Source organism: Amycolatopsis sp., assembly GCF_035276945.1.
Lineage (GTDB): Bacteria > Actinomycetota > Actinomycetes > Mycobacteriales > Pseudonocardiaceae > Amycolatopsis_E.
Window position 1 is genome coordinate 59,488 of record NZ_DATELF010000185.1, and the last position, 18,830, is coordinate 78,317.

The following is an 18,830-nucleotide window of genomic DNA, read 5'->3' on the forward strand; positions in this document are numbered from 1 at the left end:
GTCAGACCTCGGTTTTTTCGGCCAGACAGGATTCGATTTCGTCGGCGGCACCGCGCGATCCGCCGGCGGCGGCGATCGCGGACCGCATTTCCCGTGCGTTCGCCCTGATGTCCTCGTCGTGCGCCACCGCGAGCACGGCGTCGCGCACTCGCGCCCCGTCACAGTCCGGGGGCAGCCGGACGCCGAGGCGGAGTGCCACCGCGCGGTCCGCGGTGGCGTTCTGCTCCAGCGTCTGCGGGATCAGGACCTGGGGCAGTCCGAACGAGAGTGCCTCCAGCACGCCGCTGATGCCCGCCTGGGAAACGTAGACCTGTGCGTGCGGCAACACGTCGAGATGCGGGATGTACGGCGCGACCCGGATGTTTCCCGGCAACTCGCCGAGCTCGGCGATCCGGATCCGGTCGCCCACCGTCATCACGATCTGCCACGAAGGGTCGGCGAACGCCTTGACGCAGCTGGCGAAGAAGTCGGCGCGGTCGTTGTAGGAGGTACCCAGCGAAATGAGTGCCAGCGGGGCGCCGTTGGCCGGCGGCCGCCAGGAGCCGGATGCGGGTGAATCGGGCCGGCAGGGTCCGACGAACCGGAAGCTGTCGTCGAAGCTGCCACCGGCGAACTGGAATTCGCGGGGCAGCAGCACGAGGTGCCGTGAGGCGCTGTAGTTGAAGAACTCCTCCACGGTCATGGCGGGAAAGCCCGCGGTGGGCAGGTACCGCTGGGCCAGTTCGGCGAACTCGACCATGGCCGGATGGCTGAAGTCGAAGACCGTGTAACTGGAGTCGAGGGAGAATTCCGGATTCGATGCGAAAACCGGCCACACCTGCATGGCGGGGACCCGGAGTTTCTCGGCGAGCATCCAGCCGGCCCAGGCCGTCACGTCGAACAGGACCAGGTCGGGCGGGTCGTCGGCGAAGGCGGCCTCCAGTTGGGGGAGCACCAGCATCGTCTCGTTGAGCAGGAACAGCGGCATCTGGTGGAGATCTTCCACCGGGTCCGATGCGTGTGGCTGCACCGAAGACAGGCTCGATGTGTACGAGACCGGGTTCGCGCCGTAGCCGCGCGCCCGTGACGTGAACTTCTCGGTCGCCGCGAACGACACGCGGTGACCGCGACGTCGCAATTCCGGGATGAGCCCTAGAATAGGGTTGCAATGGCCACTCTCGGGCAGACTGATAATCGCCACGTGGGCTTTCACGTGGTCCTCCTCGATTTCGAAGGACGCGGTGCGAAATTATTGTGCACCGGTTTCGGGCGAAGGTGGTTCCCGGCGCCTTGAACGTAACCTGTCAGGAGCGGACCGTGGACCGGTTCCGGAACCACCGGCGGGCGAGGCTGGGATGGTCTCGCTGTCGCATGACGAACCGGGCACCGAACGTCGCCAGGACGGCCGGCACACCGACGGCGAACGCCAGACCGAGGTTCGCCGCCGCGGCCAGGAAACCGCAGGCGAGGATCAGTCGTTCGATCACGATCACCTCGTGGGCGGGCAACGCGCGGACGCGCGGTATCGGCCGGGGGGCCCGCAGCAGCATCGCGGCCGAAACGAAGGTGAGCACGATCGCCACCGCGAGCAGGGAGTAATAGGAGCGCAGCCCGGCACGAGCCGGGAACACCGCCGGAGCGGCGACCGCCGCCACGATCCACAGTAGATCGAGCACGATCAGCGTCCGAAGCGCCGAGGCGTCTCCCCGGAGCACCGGTATCGTCCGGTAGCCGCCCTCCCGGTCGCCTTCCCGGTCGCAGATGGTTCCGACGAGGTTCGACGCGGAGTCGTGCAGCCAGAAGATCAGGCCGAGCACGATTACCGGCCAGGGCGGGAGTGCCCGCACGGCCATGGTGCCGAGTGCGAACGCGGCCGCGGTAGGCCCGCCGCGGATGAGGTTTCCGGCCAGGCCGCGTGCCTTGAACACCTTGGCGTAGAGCACGCCCATCACGGTGGAGGCGACCACCAGCACGAGGTTGCGCGGGTTGAGCGCCGCGGCGATCACCGTTCCGGCGACAATGGTCATCACCATTCCGGCGAATGCCGTTCGCGGGCTCATCCGGCCGGACGGGATCGGCCTTCCTGGCTTGGCGACCGCGTCCAACTCGCGGTCGAAGTAGTCGCCGCCGTAGAGCGAAGCCACCCAGCCGAGCGTGGGGGCCAGCCACGCGGCCGCCACCCGCCACCCGGTCCCGTGGCCGCCACCGGCGAAGAGCGCGCCGGAAAGCGTGACCGGTCCGATGTAGAAAACGGTGTCCAGGCGCCAGATCTCGACATGGGCGAGCAGTCGCCGGCCGAAACGCACGCCGACAGCCGTTCCTGTTGCCATGGTGGCTCGTGGCCTTTCGTTACCGGAGTTCGGCGGCGAATCGACGCCACTGTTCCGCCCGGCGAAGGGCCACGGCGACGATGACGTCCCCCCAATGAGAGGGTACCGCGCTGAGGAGGTGTTTCCATTCCTCCGGTTCTATCGCGTGGACGTCGAGCCAGCGCAGCAGGGCACGACCCGATTCCGAATACTTCAGCGCCGGGTCCTTCCGCAGCAGTTGGCGAACGGTGGCCCAGTCGGGTGCCCCGACGTGTTCGTCTTCGGTCTGCTGGCGTGCCGGCTCGCGCTCGTCCGGCGGCGGTTGCGGCACCTCCCGTTCCTGCGCGGCGGGCGTTCCCTCGGGGACCCGGGTCTTGCCGCACAACGGGTCTTGGTTGGCGGCGAGCCGGCTCCGGACGTTGTGCGCGGTTCCCAGCGAGATGCGCGCTTCCCTGGCGATTTCCCGCAGCGACGCGTGCGGCCGGCGGGCTATCACCTCGACTGCCCGCCGGCGCCCTTCGGCCCCGTCGATCGGCCGGGCCCGGCCGTCCCGGCCGATCCGGATGTTCGACTGCGGAAGATGCTCGGACGAACGGAGCCGGATCGCTCGCACCGTCTTCGCCGCGATTCCGGTCGCGGTCGCGACCGCCCGGTCGGACCACTCGGGGTAGGCGGCCACTATGCGGGCCGCGGCCGCTTCGCGGTCGGCCAGGCTCAGCGGCAGGCCGTGCTGGACGTTTGCCTTGACGGCGAGCACGAAGATCGCGTCTTCGCTGCCGTCGACGAAGCGAACGGCTATTTCCTGCTGGCCACGCATTCTGGCGGCCAGCAGCCGGTGCATGCCGTCCACGACGCGCATTGTCGCGCGGTGCACCAGAATCGGCGGCAACTCGGCGTCGCTTTGTGCGAGCATTTGCGCGTGGGTGAGTTCCTCGCCGTTCCGGCGGGGCGAGTCCGCGGGGAGAAGCAGGTCTATCGGTACCCTGTCGGCCGAGGCGCCGGCCTGGCCATGGATCGTTTCATCGGAACGCTCGCTTTCGTCGATATCTCCCGCACGGTACGCCATTCTGCCCCCAGAATCTTCGCCATGTCAGTGGACGTGCGTCATAATAACTTCAGTTTCGTGCGAAATCGTGGCCGCGCTCGGAGATCCCGGCTGGAGTGGTCCCAGGTCATCGGAACTCCTTCGTATGACGCAAGGTTCGGATGCGCTCGATTGTCGTTGTCCGGACATACCTGTACACGCCGTACCTCTGGCCGCGCAGCGCAAAACATGAACCGAAAAATAGTCGATTCTCCCGCCAGCTGCCGTGCACGTTGAGGCAGATTACCATCAACCGACCGGTCGCTCCAGGGTCGAAAAGGTAAGAGTACGATTACCGGCGCGACGGGACGTGGCCTGGGCCGGCGTGCAGTGCTGCCGTATGCCGATGGGCGGAGTCAGTCAGCCGCCCGCCGACGGAAGCCGACAAGCCCGAGAATCCCGAAAAGGACAATTCCGGCGAGTAGTACCGACACGCATACCAACGCGGGCATGTGCGGCACGCCTGGTATTAGTGCGGCGCGCATCCCCTCGCTGGCATACGTGATCGGATTGAACGCGGTCAGTATCTGGAACCAACGCAGTTGGGCCAATTGGGGCCAGGGATATTGGACCGATCCGAGGAATGCCAGCGGGGTGAACAGCAGGGAGAAGAAGATGTTGATCTGGTCCGGTGTGATGAAGGTGCCCAGCACCAGCCCGAAGGTCGCGCCGACCAGGCACGCCAGGAGCAGCATTGTCACCAGGAGGACGAGACCGGAGGCCTGGTACGGGATCGAGCCCAGAACCCAGATGCCTACCGGAAAGAGCGCGAGCCCGGCGAGCAACCCGCGCGCGGCGGCGAAGAGGATCTTCTCGACGGCGAGCGCCCACACCGGCGACGGGGCGAGCAGCCGGTCGTCGATCTCCCTGGTGTAGCCGAATTCCACGACCAGGGGGAAAGCGGTTCCCTGGATCGCCGTGACAACCACGGTCAGCGCGAGCAGGCCGGGAAACAGCAGGCTCGCGTAGGTGCCCGCGGTGAACCCGATGGAGGTCAGCAGCCGGCCGAAGATGAACATGAAGAAGATGGGTTGCAGCAGGACCTGGGCGAGGACGAACGGCAGTTCCTTCCCGGTTACCGTGAAATCGCGCCGGAACATCGCGCCGAACGCCCTGGCCCGCAGCTGCCAGGACGGGCGGCGGCCCAGGGCCGTCGGCGCTGTCGTCCGGTCCTTGATGGCGGAGGTCATCGCAGCCTCCGGCCGGTGAGATGGATGAAGACGTCTTCGAGTGTGGCGCCACCGATGTCGACACCGGTGAGCCGACCGCCGAACTCCTCGACGGCGAGTGCGACCGGGGCGACCAGTCGCGCGGCGGCGCCGGAGAGCTGGAGCCGGATCGTCGGCGCCGGCGGCGATCCGCCGGTCCGCTCGCACCGCTCGACTCCGTCCAGCTCTCCCAGGCGGCGCACCAGCGGCGGCACCCTTTCCTCGGCGATCTCGGCCGAGACCTCCAGCGTCGAGCCATCCGTCAGGGTTCGCACCAGTTCCTCCGGGCGATCGAGGACCAGCAGCCTGCCGTGGTCCATCACGCCGACCCGGTCCGACAGTGCGGCCGCCTCTTCCATGTCGTGTGTGGTCAGCAGTATCGTGACGCCGCGCGCCCGCATCTCCCTTACCTTCTGCCAGACGAACTGCCGTGCGGCGGGGTCCAGGCCCGTGGACGGCTCGTCGAGGAACAACACCGCCGGGTCGTGCATCAGCGCTCTCGCGATCATCACGCGCCGAAACTGGCCGCCGGAAAGGCGGCCGGGTTTGTCCTTCGCCCGGTTGCCGAGCTCGAACTGCTCGAGGAGTTCGTCGGTGCGCCGTTCCCGGGCCTTCCGCCCGATCCCGTGGTACGCGGCGTGGAAGAGCAGGTTCTGCCGCACCGACAACGCCAGTTCCAGATTGTCGCGCTGCGGCACGACGCCCAGCACGCGGCGGACGGTCTCCGGTTCCCGGATCACGTCGATGTCCGCTATCGACACCTGGCCGCCGTCCGGCCGGACGCGCGTGGTCAGCACGCCGATGGTGGTGCTCTTGCCGGCGCCGTTGGGGCCGAGCAGCCCGAGAATCGTGCCCGCCTCGACGTCGAAGCTGACGTTGTCGACCGCGTTCACGCTCGCCTTCGGGTAACGCTTGACCAGCCCACGCACTCGGACCCCGGCTGCGCCCCCCCGTTCAACTGCCAACGCGTCACAAGTCACGGTTTCCGCGACCTGCTGCCGGCTTCCAGATACCATGTTGTGAGGCTACCGGATAGTGTAGTCACCACACAATTTGGGATGTCAAATGACCGACCCCCCGGCGTCGGCCGGTACCGAGCCGAACCTGGCCGAACTCCTGCTCAGGCGCCTCTTCGAGATCGCGGACGTGATGTCTTCGCTGACCGACTACGCGGCGCGCGAACTGGGGATGAGCGCCGCCCGCGCCCGCCTGCTGTGGATCCTGCGCTACGGCGGCACGATCTCCATGCGCGAGCTGGCGACGCGCCTGGAGGTCACCCCGCGCACGATCACCGGCCTGGTCGACGGCCTGGAGGCCGATGGCTGGGTGCGGCGCGGCACGCACAGCACCGACCGGCGCGTCACGCTGATCACGCTCACGCCGGCCGCCGTGACGACCCTCGACACGCTGGAACGCGGATACCGCCAGCTGGCCGAGCGGGTGGTGATGGATCTGTCCGAGGACGAAACGCGCACCGTGGTCAGCGCGCTCGACCGGATCTTGGACCGGCTCGCCGCCGAGGCGGTGATCGCCGCGGGCCCGCCGGTGGGAGCCGGGAAGCCGCCGGGCCGGAGCCCCGGACGCCGGCTGCCGACCGCCTGACCGGCGCCACGTCGGCGCGGAACCGGGCGGGTGCCGGCACCTCGACGAGAATCGTCGCCAGGGTTGAGTTCTTTCTCCGGGTATCGAGCGGTGGCCAGCAGGAGGCGGAGGTCACCCGCAGTACGTGCTCGCGCACTTGACCAAGTCGTACTTGCCCTTCTGCGGGCGGTGCTCGCTGTGGTGACCGTGCTTGGCGTGGTGCGGGTGCGGCCGTGCGGAACAGGCCGCCCGGCCGGCCCGCGCGCTGACCGCCGCGGTGTCGTGCACGATGGTCGGGTTTGCCCCGCTCTCACACATGCGTCCCACATGCGTCCACGTGCGGCGGCGAAAGTCGCTACTCAATGGTCATGCGCAAAAATCGACGAATCCGGTAGTTTCTTCGGGCTCGAACGGGGTGTAGCCGACGTCGTCGATCACCAGTAGGGGGATGTGGCAGAGCTTGACGAGTTCTGCTTGAGTCGTCCGGTGTGGTGGTCTTCGGCGAGCGGGCGACCCATTCGGTGGCGAAGGTGACCCGGTGTCCGGCTTGGCAGGCGCGGATGGCCAGGGCGATCGCGAGGTGGCTTTTGCCGGTCCCGAGGCCGAGTTCGAATTCGGCCTCCGCGTCCTCCGGCAAGCTCTCGACGCCGAACTCGCCCGGACGGAGTCCCGAGGTAGGCCAATTCGGCCTCCGCGCGATCTTCGAGCGCTTTCCCGGCCTGCTTCCGCTGCCCGGTGCACGCCGTTGGCCGGCCCGGATCCTGCGAAACCATCCTGGTTTGAACGATGCGGTCGCGATGGCACTCATCCGGCGCGTTAGGACAGACCAGAACAAGCCGATCAAGGTGAACATTCAGCGGTTACTGGCTTGGGCTCGTTGCTCGCCGGAGTGCAGGTGCAGGCTTGGTTGCCCGTCGGTGGGTCGACGGGTGGTTGTTCTCTCGGGCTGAAGTGGGTTCGGGTGGTATCCAGGGGTGGCCGAGCATCGTTTTCGGAGTACTCTGCCAGAAAGGGATGCACCTTTAGTCGGTCTGCTCACCTGCCCGTGATACCGGGCCCGTCGTTTGTCGGGGCTTGCCGGTATGCCCGCATGCGATCGCGTCACCGCGCCCGGGCAGCTCAGCTCGCGCGGCGAACCGATTCGGTGCTTGGTGTTCGGCTCCGGCCGTGCTTCGATGGCCACCATGGTGGGAGACAGACAGGCCGCGAAGAACCTGCCGCGGCGGGCGACTTTCTGGTTCTTCGCTACTGCGACCAGTTCGCTGGCCGGTATTTCGATCAATGTGGTCAGCAACGACGCCGGATATCGGTGGACGGCGATCGGCTGGGTGGTGCTCGGTGTGCTGTTCAGCGCTTGGTGGCTTCGTCAGTCCAATGGAAAATTGCCGGCGGCGCGGTGGTTCGTCTTCACCTCCGCGGCCGGCTCGTTCACCGCCGGCGTGGCGTCCTTGCTCGCTCCGCAGGGCTGGCGATCATACCTGGTCATTGCCGCGATCGTCCTTGGCGCGGCGGCTGTGATCGCCGCACCGATGAAGCACACCGGCATGATGCTGTGCGGAACGGTGCTCGTCAGCGGCGGCATCGCCTTCCTCGGTCCGGTGTTCACCGGTGGGCAAAGCGGTCTCGCCGCCATGACGCGGATCGGATTCGGGGCCGCCGGCATCGTTGTCGGCTGCCTACTGCTGCGGGGATGGCTACGAGCTGCCGGCGTCGCGTTGGTCGTCGTCGGCGTACTTTGCCTCACCATCGCCCTGGTTCTTCTGTTCTCAGGTCATTCTGCGGAACTCGTGGCCTGGGTTTTCGGCAGCCTCGGCCTGGGCGGCATCCTGATCGGAACAGTTCTGACGGGCCGGTACGATTCCTTCCAGGAAGTGACTCTCGCCTCGTTGCGACCAGTCCTGGCCAGCTTGGCTCTGCTGTACACGTCGCTCGGCGTGGTCGCCGTGTTCGACCATCGATTCTTCCTGGCCGCCGCCGATATTGTTCCCGCTCTGTTGCTCGCCTTGGCGATCGCACTGTCCTTCCGCAAAGCCGTCGACCTGTTCACGGCCATGTGCCTGCTGGGAATTCCGTGCGTCGTCGACGGAGTGCAGACCGCCGTCCGCGGTCAGACGCTCAGCGGAACCGTGTCAGCCGCGAGCGGCCTGATGTTGCTCACTGCCGCCGCCTACCGTTACCGCATGGTCGCGGTGGCTTTCTGGCGGTACGCGTTCACCATGCCCGCCGTACCCGACGACGAAGACGACGAAACTGCCAATTCCGGCCCGCGGCCGCGGTGAACCAGGGCGCATCGGCACGAATGTCGCGGTCCGGGTGGTCAGCTCAGCCGTGAAGAGTGTATGCCGGGACAATCCTGGGGTTCCCGGCTCGTAGTGCGGCGAGTCCGGCTTGTGCCACCCCATACGTCGGCGATGTGTGGGGCTGCTCGGGGAAACGGTCCGCCTCATCATCGTGGTGGAAAACCTGCACTGCGACACAAGAAATCGTGGAGCGATCACCGATCTCGGCCGTGCTCATAGCAGTCGCTCGGCTCGCCACTAGGCCGGATGGGTCGGAACCCCACATGAAGTTCGATAAACCCGTTCGAGTGGAATCGGAAAGAACTGGCGCGAGTACAGAGATGGGGTCGGGTTCTTGCGATACCGCTTGGTTCTCAGAGGGAATTCCGTGCAGGACGCGAGAATGCCCGCTCGGTCTCAGAGCAAGGCGAGACCGAGCCTCGTCCGTATCGGTTCGTGGGTGTCTGCTCCGCCGTGGCCTACGCGGGTGGAGCAATTGCCGCTCGTCGCTGCGCTGTTGGCGCCGGAGGTGCCTGCGGGTCTGTGGTGGACTCGCCTCATCGCCCGGATCCGGACGATGTTCACGTGGCTGACATCGCGGATCTCGAGGAGGTGCTCGTCGGGTTCGGGTGACGGCTCGTCGCGCCACCGACCCCGCCAGGAGTGCTGTCGCGATTGCCCTACCCACGCCATGACGATCGCCGTGAGCGCGTGACGTGGCCGGTGGCCTTCGTCGTGCGCTGCGATGGGGCGGCAGCCGGAGTTTCCACCTTTCGGACGCCAATTCTGGACGAAAGCCGTGCCAGATTCTCGATCACCCATATTGCCAGTGCGACAAGGGCGAGGCCGCCGCCGACCGCACACACGCCCGGCCAGCCGTATGCGGCGTAGGTCGCGCCGGAAGCGGCCGAACCGGCGACGCCGCCCAGGAAGTACGTCGTCATGTACGCCATGGTGATCCGGTTCCGTGCGTCCGGGCGGAGACGGTAGACCATGTTCAAATTGGTCACCTGCATCCCCTGCACACCCAGATCCAGCGTGATCACCGCGACGATCAGCGCGGCGAGCCATCCGCCACCGTGCAGGGCGAGCAGTACCCAGCTGAGCAGGACCGTGATCAGCAGCGCCCCGGTGACGAACTGGTCCCGCCCGGCGTCCACCATCCGCCCGGTCACCCGTGCCCCGTACGCACCGGCCACACCGAGCAGGCCGAACAACCCGATAATCGCCTCGTCGTAGAAATATGGCGGTCCGGCCAGGAGGAACGCCACCGACGTCCAGAAAGCGCTGAACCCGGCGAAACAGATGAACCCGTACACGCAACGCAGCCACAGCACGGGTTCCTCGCGGACAATGGTGGCCACCGACCGCAGCAGCGGCAGATACCGCAGTCCCGGCTGGGCCGGCGGCACGTCGGGCAGAGCGCGTGCGAGCACCCCGGCGAGCACGAGCATCAGCACCGCCGCGACGGCGTACACCGCGCGCCAGCCACCCCACTGGGCTACCAGTCCACCACCGGTCCTGGCCAGCAACACCCCCATGAGCACCCCGCTCATCACGCGGCCGGTCACCCGGCCCCGCTCCCCGGGCGTGGCCAGGGTCGCCGCGAAGGTCACCAGCAATGGCGCGACCACCGCGCTGATCGCCAGTACGAGCGAAATGGCGATCAAGATCCCGGCGGAGGGCGCCGCCGCCGACGCGGCCAGCGACACCATGGTGACCAGCAGCAGGGTGACCACCAGCGGCCGGCGACCGACCACGTCGCCGAGCGGCACGACGAGTGCCAGGCCCGCGGCGTAGCCGATGGTGGTCGCCGTCACCACCATCGACGCCGTCCCGCTGCCCACACGCAAATCCGCGGCGATGGACTTGAGCAGCGGCTGTGCGTAGTAGATGTTGGCGACCGCGACGCCGGCCGCGATGGCGAACAGCGTCACCACTCGGCTGGGCAGGCCGGCGCCGGCGGTCAGCTGCCGGTGCGAACGGGCGATCACTGGGACACCGGTTTGACCGGCAGCAGGTTCCGTTCGGCGAACACCGCCTTGGCGGTGGTCACGGCGTTCACCGTGCGGGGGAACCCGACGTAGGACAGGCAGTGCAGCAGTGTCTCGACGATGATGGCCGGCTCGACGCCGACGTTCAGCGCCGCGTTGATGTGGAATTTCAGTTGCGGCTCGACACCACCGAGAGCGGCCAGCGCCGCGATGGTGAGCAGTTGCCGTTGCGGTGGTTCGAGGCCGGGCCTGCTGTAGAGGTCGCCGAAGGCGAATTCGGCCACGAACCGGCTGAGGTCCGGGGCGATGTCCGCCATGGGCTTGAAGATCGCCTCGTACCCGCCGCCGAGGCCGTCGATCGCCGCGACGCCGCGCTCGAACCGCTCGTGGGAGTTGGTCACAGTCATGATCGTCCGTTCCGCGCCGGAACCGCCGGCTCAGGCCCCGGCGGCGACCTCGGCCTTGGCGCCGTATCGTTCGGTGAAGTCGAGGACTCGCTGCCAGGCGTCCTCGCAAGCGCTCTGCCACTCGCCGAAGGCGCGGTCGAAGAACGAGTGCGGGGCACCGTCGTAGACGTACTTCTCGTAGGTCTTGCCGTCCGCGTCCAGCGCCGCGGTGAACTCGTCGAACTCCTCCTTGCTGGTGGCGACGTCGTTGCCGGCGATCAGCAGGAGCGCCGGCTTGCTGAACTTGTCCAGCACGTCACGGACGTGCTTGGGCTGGCCATAGAAGCCGATGACCCCGGCGAGGTCGAGGTCGGCGGCCGACAGCCGCCACGACTGGCTGCCGCCGAAGCAGAAGCCGACCGTGAAAACGGGACCTGGGTTGCGCTCGGCGAGATGCGCGGCGGCCGCACTGACGTCGGCCGCCACCTGCCCCGGCTCGACCTTCGGCAGGTGGGCCTCCCAGTCGAACTCGTCGTCCCGTTCGCCGACGCCCGCGGTGCGACCGTAGTAGTCGATCGCCACAGTGTGGAACCCGGCTTCGGCGAACCGCTTGGCCAGGTCCTGGTAGTAGGGGTGCACCCCGCGAACGTCCGGCAGGATGACCACGTTCATGCCGTTCGGTTCGGCCGGGGTGGCCTGGAAGGCGGAGAACGCGGTGCCGTCCGCTGACGCCAGTTCCAGCCCGCCGTGCTCGGCGACGGTGCCGCCGCCGGGGGCTGCGGGGGGCCTGCTGTCGGTACTGTGACACATGATCGGCGTTTCCCTTTCGTGCGTTGTCGGTTGACCGCGTGAGCTGGTCGATCCACTGTCGAAGTTAGCGGCGGCCGACGTGGTCAACCAGGTTCGCTTCTTCCGTAGTACGGCCGTTCCTGGGTCGGCCAGTACCAGGAACGGCCGCGCGTCTGCGCCTGGTCACCGCGCAGGTCAGCCGGGCGGTGCAGACCCGCCGCCCGTTCTCGTCGCTGATCACGATCTCGTAGGTCGCGCTGCCGCGGCCTTCGTGCAGTGGCCGGCACACGCCGGTCACCGTGCCCGAGGCGACCCAACGGTGGTGTGTGCACGACAGGTCCAGCCCGACGGCCTGGCCTCTTGGGCCCGCGTGCTCGAGTGCGGCCAGCGAGCCGAGCGTTTCCGCGAGCACCGCGCTCGCCCCGCCGTGCAGGATGCCGACCGGTTGCCGATTGCCGGCGACCGGCATCTCCGCGACCAGTACGCCCGATTCGTGGGAAACAATCCGGATACCGAGTTTGTGCACCAGCAACTCGGACTCGGACATGTGGACAGTCAACCTTATCCACCTCGCTCTGTTGGAAAATAACGACGATTTTCCTTCCAGGCTATCGAGTCGCGGTCGCGACCGGCCGCGGTGTGAGTCAGCACACCGTGGTGGTGGTGGTACCCGCATAAACGACCCGTGGTACCCGGTCTGCCCGGGGTGTTAGCCTGCTGTTGCGGACGAACGCAGTGCGGTGAATCCGCTGGGGTGCCGACCGCTCGACGGCGAGTTCTTTCCGGCACTTTCCTTTCTGGGGCGCAATAATCTTGGTTGGGGTGGACCATGTCTGGATCAACGGTGTCCAAAAAATCTGTCGAAGACTACCTGGGAGAGGGTGAAAAGCGTTTCTTCGCGGCCGGATACCGGCGCGTCGCGTACCGGTTCGGAGATATCGTGGCCGAGGTCCGGGACGACCGGCGCGGACTGCTGGCCACGAGTATCCGGCTCAGCTGCCCGGACGGCTGGTCGCACAAGGCGGCGCGCGGCGCGCTACGGCCACATCTGAGCACCATCGACGCGATCCTGCTTGCCGGGCAGCTCGGCGAGCTGTACCTGACGCATGCCTGTCACCTCGACGAACAGGCGCGGCGACGGATCTGGATACGCAAGCTGAAGATCAAGGCGGGGGCGAGTCCAGACGAAGAACTGGAACAGGTTCCGGTGAGCACACGGCCGGTCGCGGCGAGCGGCGATTCCTCCGTCGTGGTGCTGGAAAGCAGGATCGGGGCGATGCGGACACAGTGTGAGTTCGCCGGTGTCACCGGGGAACCGAACGTTGGCACGACTACCTACTCCGGGCCGGAACAGCTGCTCGGCCCGGCGGAAAACCGTTACTACGGAACAGGTTTCACCGGGCGGGAACAACGGCTGGGAGACCTGTCGCTGGACCTTCCCCGGCGACGGGCCACCGCGGCGGTGACGTGCGCCGGTGACGGCGGCGACAGCGGCCTCGAAGGTGCCTACCAGCCGGCACCGACCTTCGTCGACCTGTTCGCCACTTCGCTGCAACTGGCTCAGATCCTCTTGTACGAAACGGATTCGATGAGCCGGGGCGAGAGCAACACGTTGTGGATGCGCAGCACGCAACTCACCGCGGAAAGTCCACATCGGACTTTCGGTGGCGCGATGCCGTTGCGCACCGAGCTGCACGACCTCGGCCTGCTCACCATGAACGGCGCGCCATGGCGGACCGCCGACATCCACGCCGGCCTTGGTGGGATCACACTGCGCTGCGCGGTCGCGCACGCGCTGCCGCCCGGCGCCACGGCAATACCGTCCGAAATCATTTCCACCGCTGCAGAAAGCAGGTAGCTGAGCATGAAACTGGCCATCTCGGGCACCTACTCGTCCGGCAAGACCCTCACCTCGTACGCGCTGTCCCACCTCACCGGCATCCCCCGCACCCGCGCGCGTACCATGCGGGAACTGCTGCCGTTCGCCGTGCCCGGCAAGACGCTGGAGGAGTGCACGGCGGCCGAACTCGTGCAACTCATCGTGCGCCGGCATGTGGAGCGCTGCGTGCACGAAAGCCACCTCACCACCGGTTTCATTTCCGACGGTTCCTCGCTTCAGGAATGGATCTACGGTTCGGTGCGGGTCATCGTCGGCATCAATCCGAACGACTCGGTCCACCTCGGCGAACTGGAAAGCGTCGAGCGGTCTGGCGAGATCCTGTTCTTCGAGGAGGTGATGGCCCAGCTCGGTGTGGCCATCAAACAACATGTGGCGGACACCTACGAGGCGTTCGTGCACCTACCCAACGAACTCACTCTGGCCAGGGACGGGCACCGGCCGGTCAACGAGCGGTTCCGGTCCATGGCCGACGAGGCGATCGCCCGGGAGATCGACGCGCTCGGCATCCAACGCCATGTCGTCGGCGGCAGCCTTCCGGAGCGACTGACCACGATCGTCGAGCTGTTCGAACTGCCGCGGCTGATGTCGGTGGACGGGGCGATTTCCCGCGCTGAAGACGAATACCGCGCAGTCGACATGACCATCGAGTCCGATCGCGCGTGGGCGACCCACTCGCAGGAACCCGCCGCGGTGTCGCCGGGGGGCCAGGCATGACCCGCCACGCGGTGCTCGCCGGAATCGGGTCGACGCTGCCCGAGCGGGTGGTGACCAACGAGATGCTCGCCCAGCGGATCGACACCTCCGACGAGTGGATCAGGTCCAGGACCGGAATCGTCGAGCGCCGGCTCGTCGAGCAGGGCACGGCCACCAGCGACCTCGCCGTCGAGGCGGGCCGGCGGGCGTTGAAGTCCGCGGCGCTGGACCGGGTGGACGCGGTCGTGCTGGCCACGACGACACCGGATCATCCATGCCCGGCGACCGCGCCGACTGTGGCGAGCCGCCTCGGTCTCGGCACCGTCGCCGCCCATGACGTCTCAGCGGTTTGCTCGGGATTTCTCTACGGGTTGGCCACCGGCGCGGGCCTGATCGCCATCGACCAGGCGGAGACCCTGCTCGTCATCGGCGCCGAGGCGTTCTCCACCATCATCGACCCGGATGACCGGGGCACCGCGCCGATTTTCGGCGATGGCGCGGGCGCTGTCGTGCTGCGCGCGGGAAGGCGCGATGAGCCGGGCGCACTGCTGGGCATGGAGTTGGGCAGTGACGGTGAGCTCGCCGACGCGATCATCGTGCCCGGCGGCGGGTCGCGGCAGCGGACCTCCGGGCACCCGCCCGCTCCCGGCGACCAGTTCATGAAGATGCAGGGACAAACCGTGTTCCGCAACGCGATCGTGCGGATGACCCAGTCCTGCCACGCGGTGCTCGACCGTACCGGATGGCCGGTCGAGACGGTCGGTCTGCTGGTCGGCCACCAGGCGAACGTGCGCATTCTCAACGCCGTGGCCGAGGATCTCGGCCTGCCGGCCGAGCGTGCGTTCGTCAACCTCGACCGGTACGGCAACACCGCCGCCGCCTCGATTCCGCTCGCGCTGGCGGACGCGGCGGCCAGTGGTGCGGTGCGCGCCGGTGATCGGGTGCTGCTCACCGCCTTCGGTGGCGGCGCGAGCTGGGGTGCCGCCACGCTGACGTGGCCGGCCGTCGACCCCAGCTGATCTTCCTTGTCCAACAGCGAAAGACCACGAAACAGGAGTGAGCACAATGGACGCCAAAACGACGAGTGCCGCATTTGAGTTGATCGCCGGTAAGGTCGACCTGTCCTTGTCCGAGATCACGCTCGAGGAGACGCTGGAGGAGATCGGCCTCGACTCGCTGCACCTGATGGAGATGGCCATGTCCGTGCAGCGTGATTACGGCAACCCCGTCCCCGAGGGCGACCTGCGGCTGGACCAGACGGTGGCCGAGGCGATCGCGTACCTCGACGGAAGGATGCGCTGACGGCGATGGCTTCTCGACCCTCCCGCGCGGCATTCTTCGACCTCGACGGCTCGTTGATCACGGTGACCAGCATCTTTCGTTTCCTGGCCTTCGACATGGCCGAACGAGGTCTGCCCGAAGAGGCCTATTCCGGCGCCATGGCGGAGCTACTGGCCCGCAAGGCCGCCGGCGCCGCGCGGGAGGAGACGAACCGGGCCTTCTATCGCACCTTCACCGGCCGCCCGATAGCCGACCTGATGGCGGCCGGTGAGCGGTGGTTCGAGGCCGAACGGGCGTCGGGCGGGCTGTTCCGGCCCGAGGTGGTCGCCGCGCTGCGCGGGCACCGAGCGGCCGGTGACCTCACCGTGCTGGTGTCCGGCTCGTTCCCGCCCTGCGTCACGCCGATCGCCCGGTTCCTGGGGCTGGACATCGCGATGTGCACCGGTGTCGTCCTGCGTGACGGCCGGTGCACCGGCGAAGTCGTGGAGCCGATGGTGGGCGAGGCGAAGGCACGGGCGGCGCGTGAGCTGGCCGCGGCGCGCGGGCTGCGGCTCGCCGAATGTGCCGCATACGGCGACGACCTTTCCGACCTGCCGTTACTGGAACTGGTCGGTAACCCGGTTGTGGCGGGCGACGCCGCGGCCTTCCACGAGCTCGGCGCGAGCCGGGGCTGGCGGCGGCTGGCCTCGCCACGAAACCGGGTTCTCGACCAAGCACCGAGAGGAACCGAAGTGACCGGAACAGAGATGAAAGTGGTTCAGACCACACAGATAGGCGGGCCGGAAGTGCTCGTGCCCGCGAAGGTGCCGCGACCGGTACCGCTCTCCAACGAAGTGCTCGTCCAGGTGCGCGCGGCCGGGGTGAACCCGGTGGACTGGAAGATTCGCTCGGGTGCCTTTCCGGACGGCGGGCTCGGCGCGGTCCCGTTCGTGCAGGGCTGGGACGTGGCCGGGGTGGTCGAATCCGGCCCGAGAGTGACCCGCTTCTCTCCGGGCGACGAGGTGTACGGGCTGATCCGGTTTCCCCGCCAGGGCGGAGGATACGGCGAATACGTGACCGCACCCGCCCGGCAACTCGCCCGCAAGCCCGCCAGGCTGACCTTCGCCGAGGCCGCAGCGCTGCCGCTGGCCGGGCTGACCGCATGGCAGATGCTGGTCGACATCGCCGATGTCCAATCAGGACAGAAGGTGCTCGTCACGGCGGCCGCCGGCGGGGTAGGCCATCTCGCCGCTCAGATCGCCAAGGCCCGTGGCGCCGTCGTGACCGGCACCGCCCGCGCGGCCAAGCACGAGTTCCTCGCCTCGGTCGGCGTGGACCACCCCGTCGACTACACCGAAGTGGATGTCGCGAAGGAGGTCGGCGGCCAAGACGTCGTGCTGGACGTGCTCGGCGGGCCGCACACCGTGCCGTTGCTCGACACGTTGCGTCCCGGCGGACTGTTGATCACCGCGATCGGTCCGCTGCGCGATGAACTCGTCGAGGCGGCCCGTGAGCGCGGCCTGCGGGTGCGGCCGTTCATCGTCGAACCGGACCAGGTCGGCTTGGCCGGACTGACCGGCCTTGTCGAGTCCGGCCTGCTGCGGGTGCACCTGGAGCAGGTGTTCCCGCTCAGCGACGCGGCCAAGGCGCACGAGCTGGGTGAATCCGGCCGCACCACAGGAAAGATCGTGCTTTCGGTTGCCGGCGAGCAGGAGGTGTGACATGACCGAGCGAACCGAGGTGCTGATCGTCGGCGCGGGGCCGGTGGGTCTCGTGCTGGCGTGTGAACTGCGCCAGCAGGGCGTCGGAGTGCGCCTGGTGGACCGGCGGGAACGCTTCGAGGGAGCCGGCAGCAACCAGTCCCGCGCCATCCTGATCTGGCCCAGGATCCTGGAACAACTGCGGCGCATCGGGGTCAGCGATCGGATGGTGGCCGCCGGACACGCGTTGCCCACGGTCAGCTACTTCTCGTCGGGCCGCTTGCGCGGCACCGTCCACATCGACCGGCTGCCCGACAGCGCTTACCCACTCATCCTGACCCTGGCGCAGAACGACACCGAAACCATTTTGCGCGAGCGGCTGGCCGAGTTGAAGGGTGAGGTGGAGACCGGGGTCGAGTTGACCGAGATCCACGATCCGGAAACCGCGCCGCGGGTGGTGCTCAAGCACGCCGACGGCGACACCGAGACGGTGCGGCCGCAGTGGCTGGTCGGCGCGGACGGGCCGGCGAGCACCACCAGGAGGCTGCTGGGCATCGAGTTCGCGCAGGACCCGATCGACGTGACCTACGGCATCGGCGACTTTCCCATCGTGGCCGGGGACGTGCCCGACACCGTGCAGTACTACTACTCCCGCACCGGCATCGGCGTGATCGTGCCGTTGCGCGACGGGATGTACCGGATCGCGGCCAACATCCCGCACCGGGCGGCCGATGACCCGCGGCCGCCCGCCGAGATGTTCCAGACCATGCTCACGCAGCGAACGAAACTGCCGATCCGGCTGGGTGAACCGGCGTGGACCAACTCGTTCCGGCCGCGGTGCGGTGTGGTCCGGCAGTACCGGCGCGGGCGCTGCTTCCTCGCCGGGGACGCGGCCCATGTGGTCAGTCCGGCCGGTGGCCAGGGCATGAACATCGGCCTGCAGGACGCGGTGGAGCTGGGCTGGAAGCTGGGCGGCGTGACGCGCGGCCGGTTCACGGAGTCCATTCTGGACGCCTACGAGCCCGAGCGGAGTTCGGCCGCCCGGCGAGTGGCGGACACCTCCGCGGCGCAGATTCGGTTCGGCGCCGCCAGCAACTGGCGACGGGTCCTGGTGCGGGACGCCGTGTTCGTTTGCGCCGACCGGTTGGGCGTGCTGCAGCGGCGGTTCGCCCCGCTGCTGGCCCAGACGGACTTCACCTATGGCGAGGAGCCGGCCGGGTCGCTGTTCTGGGGCGTGCGCAAGCCGGCCCAGGTCGGGGATCGGCTGCCGCTGTTCGCTCCGCCGGCCGTCGCGCCCGGGCTGCCCAGCCTCGACCCGCACGACTACACGGTGCTGCTCTGGCCGGGAAACATCCCGCGTGGCCGATGGCGGACGGTGGGCGCGGAACTGCGTGCCGCCCTGGCCGGCCATGGCCCGGTGCGCGATCTGTCCACTGTGTTCGGTCAAGCCGGACAGGCACTGCGCGAGCTGTTGGGCGGCGCGGCGGGCGCGCTGGCGGTGCGCCCGGACGGGCACCTGGCCTACCGGGCAGCACCCGCCGACGCCGGTGCGCTGGTGGAGTTCCTGCGTTCGTTGCGCCCGGTGCCGAACGAGACAACGGCCGGCGTCGCCACGCCCGGCCGGAGGCTGACAGAAGTCCCCGATGGACAGACGATTTCGACATAGTG

General features: G+C 68.0%; 18 protein-coding genes. 8 read left to right on the forward strand and 10 right to left on the reverse strand.

What is annotated here, in order from left to right:
• Window position 1 precedes the first annotated feature (1 nt).
• From VJT49_RS34460 to VJT49_RS34480, 5 genes are all read right to left on the reverse strand, one after another.
• The gene (locus VJT49_RS34460; protein ID WP_324169182.1) at window positions 2–1,192 is read right to left on the reverse strand and encodes a macrolide family glycosyltransferase; all 1,191 of its coding nucleotides are present in this window, start codon (window positions 1,190–1,192) and stop codon (window positions 2–4) included.
• Window positions 1,193–1,283: 91 nt separating this feature from the next.
• Complete coding sequence (locus VJT49_RS34465) at window positions 1,284–2,309, reverse strand: UbiA family prenyltransferase (protein ID WP_324169183.1); 1,026 nt, start codon at window positions 2,307–2,309, stop codon at window positions 1,284–1,286.
• A 19-nt stretch (window positions 2,310–2,328) separates the two neighbouring features.
• Window positions 2,329–3,201: a streptomycin biosynthesis protein gene (locus VJT49_RS34470; protein ID WP_324169184.1), complete on the reverse strand. Its 873-nt coding sequence runs from the start codon at window positions 3,199–3,201 to the stop codon at window positions 2,329–2,331.
• A 527-nt stretch (window positions 3,202–3,728) separates the two neighbouring features.
• Complete coding sequence (locus tag VJT49_RS34475; RefSeq protein WP_324169185.1) at window positions 3,729–4,562, reverse strand: ABC transporter permease; 834 nt, start codon at window positions 4,560–4,562, stop codon at window positions 3,729–3,731.
• A complete protein-coding gene (locus VJT49_RS34480) occupies window positions 4,559–5,509 on the reverse strand; it encodes an ABC transporter ATP-binding protein (protein ID WP_324169186.1) in 951 nt (316 codons plus the stop codon). The genes VJT49_RS34475 and VJT49_RS34480 overlap by 4 nt, the downstream gene beginning before the upstream one ends.
• A 136-nt stretch (window positions 5,510–5,645) precedes the next feature.
• Here VJT49_RS34480 and VJT49_RS34485 point away from each other — a divergent pair, with 136 nt between their 5' ends.
• Window positions 5,646–6,182: a MarR family transcriptional regulator gene (locus tag VJT49_RS34485; RefSeq protein ID WP_324169187.1), complete on the forward strand. Its 537-nt coding sequence runs from the start codon at window positions 5,646–5,648 to the stop codon at window positions 6,180–6,182.
• A 111-nt stretch (window positions 6,183–6,293) separates the two neighbouring features.
• Here the strand turns inward: VJT49_RS34485 and VJT49_RS34490 are convergent, their stop codons facing one another.
• Complete coding sequence (locus tag VJT49_RS34490) at window positions 6,294–6,479, reverse strand: hypothetical protein (protein ID WP_324169188.1); 186 nt, start codon at window positions 6,477–6,479, stop codon at window positions 6,294–6,296.
• Between the two features lie 1,013 nt (window positions 6,480–7,492).
• Between VJT49_RS34490 and VJT49_RS34495 the strand changes: the two genes are divergently transcribed.
• Complete coding sequence (locus tag VJT49_RS34495) at window positions 7,493–8,440, forward strand: hypothetical protein (RefSeq protein WP_324169189.1); 948 nt, start codon at window positions 7,493–7,495, stop codon at window positions 8,438–8,440.
• Between the two features lie 680 nt (window positions 8,441–9,120).
• Here the strand turns inward: VJT49_RS34495 and VJT49_RS34500 are convergent.
• From VJT49_RS34500 to VJT49_RS34515, 4 genes are all read right to left on the reverse strand, one after another.
• Window positions 9,121–10,434, reverse strand: coding sequence for an MFS transporter (locus VJT49_RS34500; protein WP_324169190.1), 1,314 nt, complete (start codon window positions 10,432–10,434; stop codon window positions 9,121–9,123).
• A complete protein-coding gene (locus tag VJT49_RS34505) occupies window positions 10,431–10,835 on the reverse strand; it encodes a carboxymuconolactone decarboxylase family protein (protein WP_324169191.1) in 405 nt (134 codons plus the stop codon). The genes VJT49_RS34500 and VJT49_RS34505 overlap by 4 nt, the downstream gene beginning before the upstream one ends.
• A gap of 36 nt (window positions 10,836–10,871) precedes the next feature.
• Window positions 10,872–11,630, reverse strand: coding sequence for a dienelactone hydrolase family protein (locus tag VJT49_RS34510; protein ID WP_324169192.1), 759 nt, complete (start codon window positions 11,628–11,630; stop codon window positions 10,872–10,874).
• 64 nt (window positions 11,631–11,694) lie between these two features.
• A complete protein-coding gene (locus VJT49_RS34515) occupies window positions 11,695–12,156 on the reverse strand; it encodes a hotdog fold thioesterase (protein ID WP_324169193.1) in 462 nt (153 codons plus the stop codon).
• Between the two features lie 297 nt (window positions 12,157–12,453).
• On the opposite strand from VJT49_RS34515, the gene VJT49_RS34520 reads away from it, so the two are divergent.
• Genes VJT49_RS34520 through VJT49_RS34545 form a run of 6 tightly spaced genes read left to right on the forward strand, consistent with a single transcriptional unit; the run spans window position 12,454 to window position 18,828 of the window.
• Entirely contained in the window at window positions 12,454–13,467 is a 1,014-nt protein-coding gene (locus VJT49_RS34520) for an AvrD family protein (RefSeq protein ID WP_324169194.1), read from the forward strand.
• Between the two features lie 6 nt (window positions 13,468–13,473).
• On the forward strand, window positions 13,474–14,223 hold the full coding sequence (locus VJT49_RS34525; protein ID WP_324169195.1) for an AAA family ATPase: 750 nt from the start codon (window positions 13,474–13,476) through the stop codon (window positions 14,221–14,223).
• On the forward strand, window positions 14,220–15,221 hold the full coding sequence (locus VJT49_RS34530; RefSeq protein ID WP_324169196.1) for a beta-ketoacyl-ACP synthase III: 1,002 nt from the start codon (window positions 14,220–14,222) through the stop codon (window positions 15,219–15,221). Before VJT49_RS34525 ends, VJT49_RS34530 begins: the two co-directional genes overlap by 4 nt.
• A gap of 46 nt (window positions 15,222–15,267) precedes the next feature.
• Window positions 15,268–15,504, forward strand: a complete 237-nt coding sequence (locus tag VJT49_RS34535) for a phosphopantetheine-binding protein (RefSeq protein ID WP_324169197.1) — start codon at window positions 15,268–15,270, stop codon at window positions 15,502–15,504.
• A 5-nt stretch (window positions 15,505–15,509) separates the two neighbouring features.
• Window positions 15,510–17,183: an HAD-IB family hydrolase gene (locus VJT49_RS34540; RefSeq protein ID WP_324169198.1), complete on the forward strand. Its 1,674-nt coding sequence runs from the start codon at window positions 15,510–15,512 to the stop codon at window positions 17,181–17,183.
• Between the two features lies 1 nt (window position 17,184).
• Window positions 17,185–18,828, forward strand: coding sequence for an FAD-dependent monooxygenase (locus VJT49_RS34545; protein ID WP_324169199.1), 1,644 nt, complete (start codon window positions 17,185–17,187; stop codon window positions 18,826–18,828).
• The last annotated feature ends 2 nt before the right edge of the window (window positions 18,829–18,830 follow it).

What these genes read in the sequence shown, in the direction of transcription:
- VJT49_RS34465 (WP_324169183.1), bottom strand. Translation starts at nt 2,309, where the DNA reads ATGGCAACAGGAACGGCTGTCGGCGTGCGTTTCGGCCGGCGACTGCTC.
- VJT49_RS34470 (WP_324169184.1), bottom strand. Translation starts at nt 3,201, where the DNA reads ATGCTCGCACAAAGCGACGCCGAGTTGCCGCCGATTCTGGTGCACCGC.
- VJT49_RS34475 (WP_324169185.1), bottom strand. Translation starts at nt 4,562, where the DNA reads ATGACCTCCGCCATCAAGGACCGGACGACAGCGCCGACGGCCCTGGGC.
- VJT49_RS34485 (WP_324169187.1), top strand. Translation starts at nt 5,646, where the DNA reads ATGACCGACCCCCCGGCGTCGGCCGGTACCGAGCCGAACCTGGCCGAA.
- VJT49_RS34490 (WP_324169188.1), bottom strand. Translation starts at nt 6,479, where the DNA reads ATGTGTGAGAGCGGGGCAAACCCGACCATCGTGCACGACACCGCGGCG.
- VJT49_RS34510 (WP_324169192.1), bottom strand. Translation starts at nt 11,630, where the DNA reads ATGTGTCACAGTACCGACAGCAGGCCCCCCGCAGCCCCCGGCGGCGGC.
- VJT49_RS34515 (WP_324169193.1), bottom strand. Translation starts at nt 12,156, where the DNA reads ATGTCCGAGTCCGAGTTGCTGGTGCACAAACTCGGTATCCGGATTGTT.
- VJT49_RS34525 (WP_324169195.1), top strand. Translation starts at nt 13,474, where the DNA reads ATGAAACTGGCCATCTCGGGCACCTACTCGTCCGGCAAGACCCTCACC.
- VJT49_RS34530 (WP_324169196.1), top strand. Translation starts at nt 14,220, where the DNA reads ATGACCCGCCACGCGGTGCTCGCCGGAATCGGGTCGACGCTGCCCGAG.
- VJT49_RS34535 (WP_324169197.1), top strand. Translation starts at nt 15,268, where the DNA reads ATGGACGCCAAAACGACGAGTGCCGCATTTGAGTTGATCGCCGGTAAG.
- VJT49_RS34540 (WP_324169198.1), top strand. Translation starts at nt 15,510, where the DNA reads ATGGCTTCTCGACCCTCCCGCGCGGCATTCTTCGACCTCGACGGCTCG.
- VJT49_RS34545 (WP_324169199.1), top strand. Translation starts at nt 17,185, where the DNA reads ATGACCGAGCGAACCGAGGTGCTGATCGTCGGCGCGGGGCCGGTGGGT.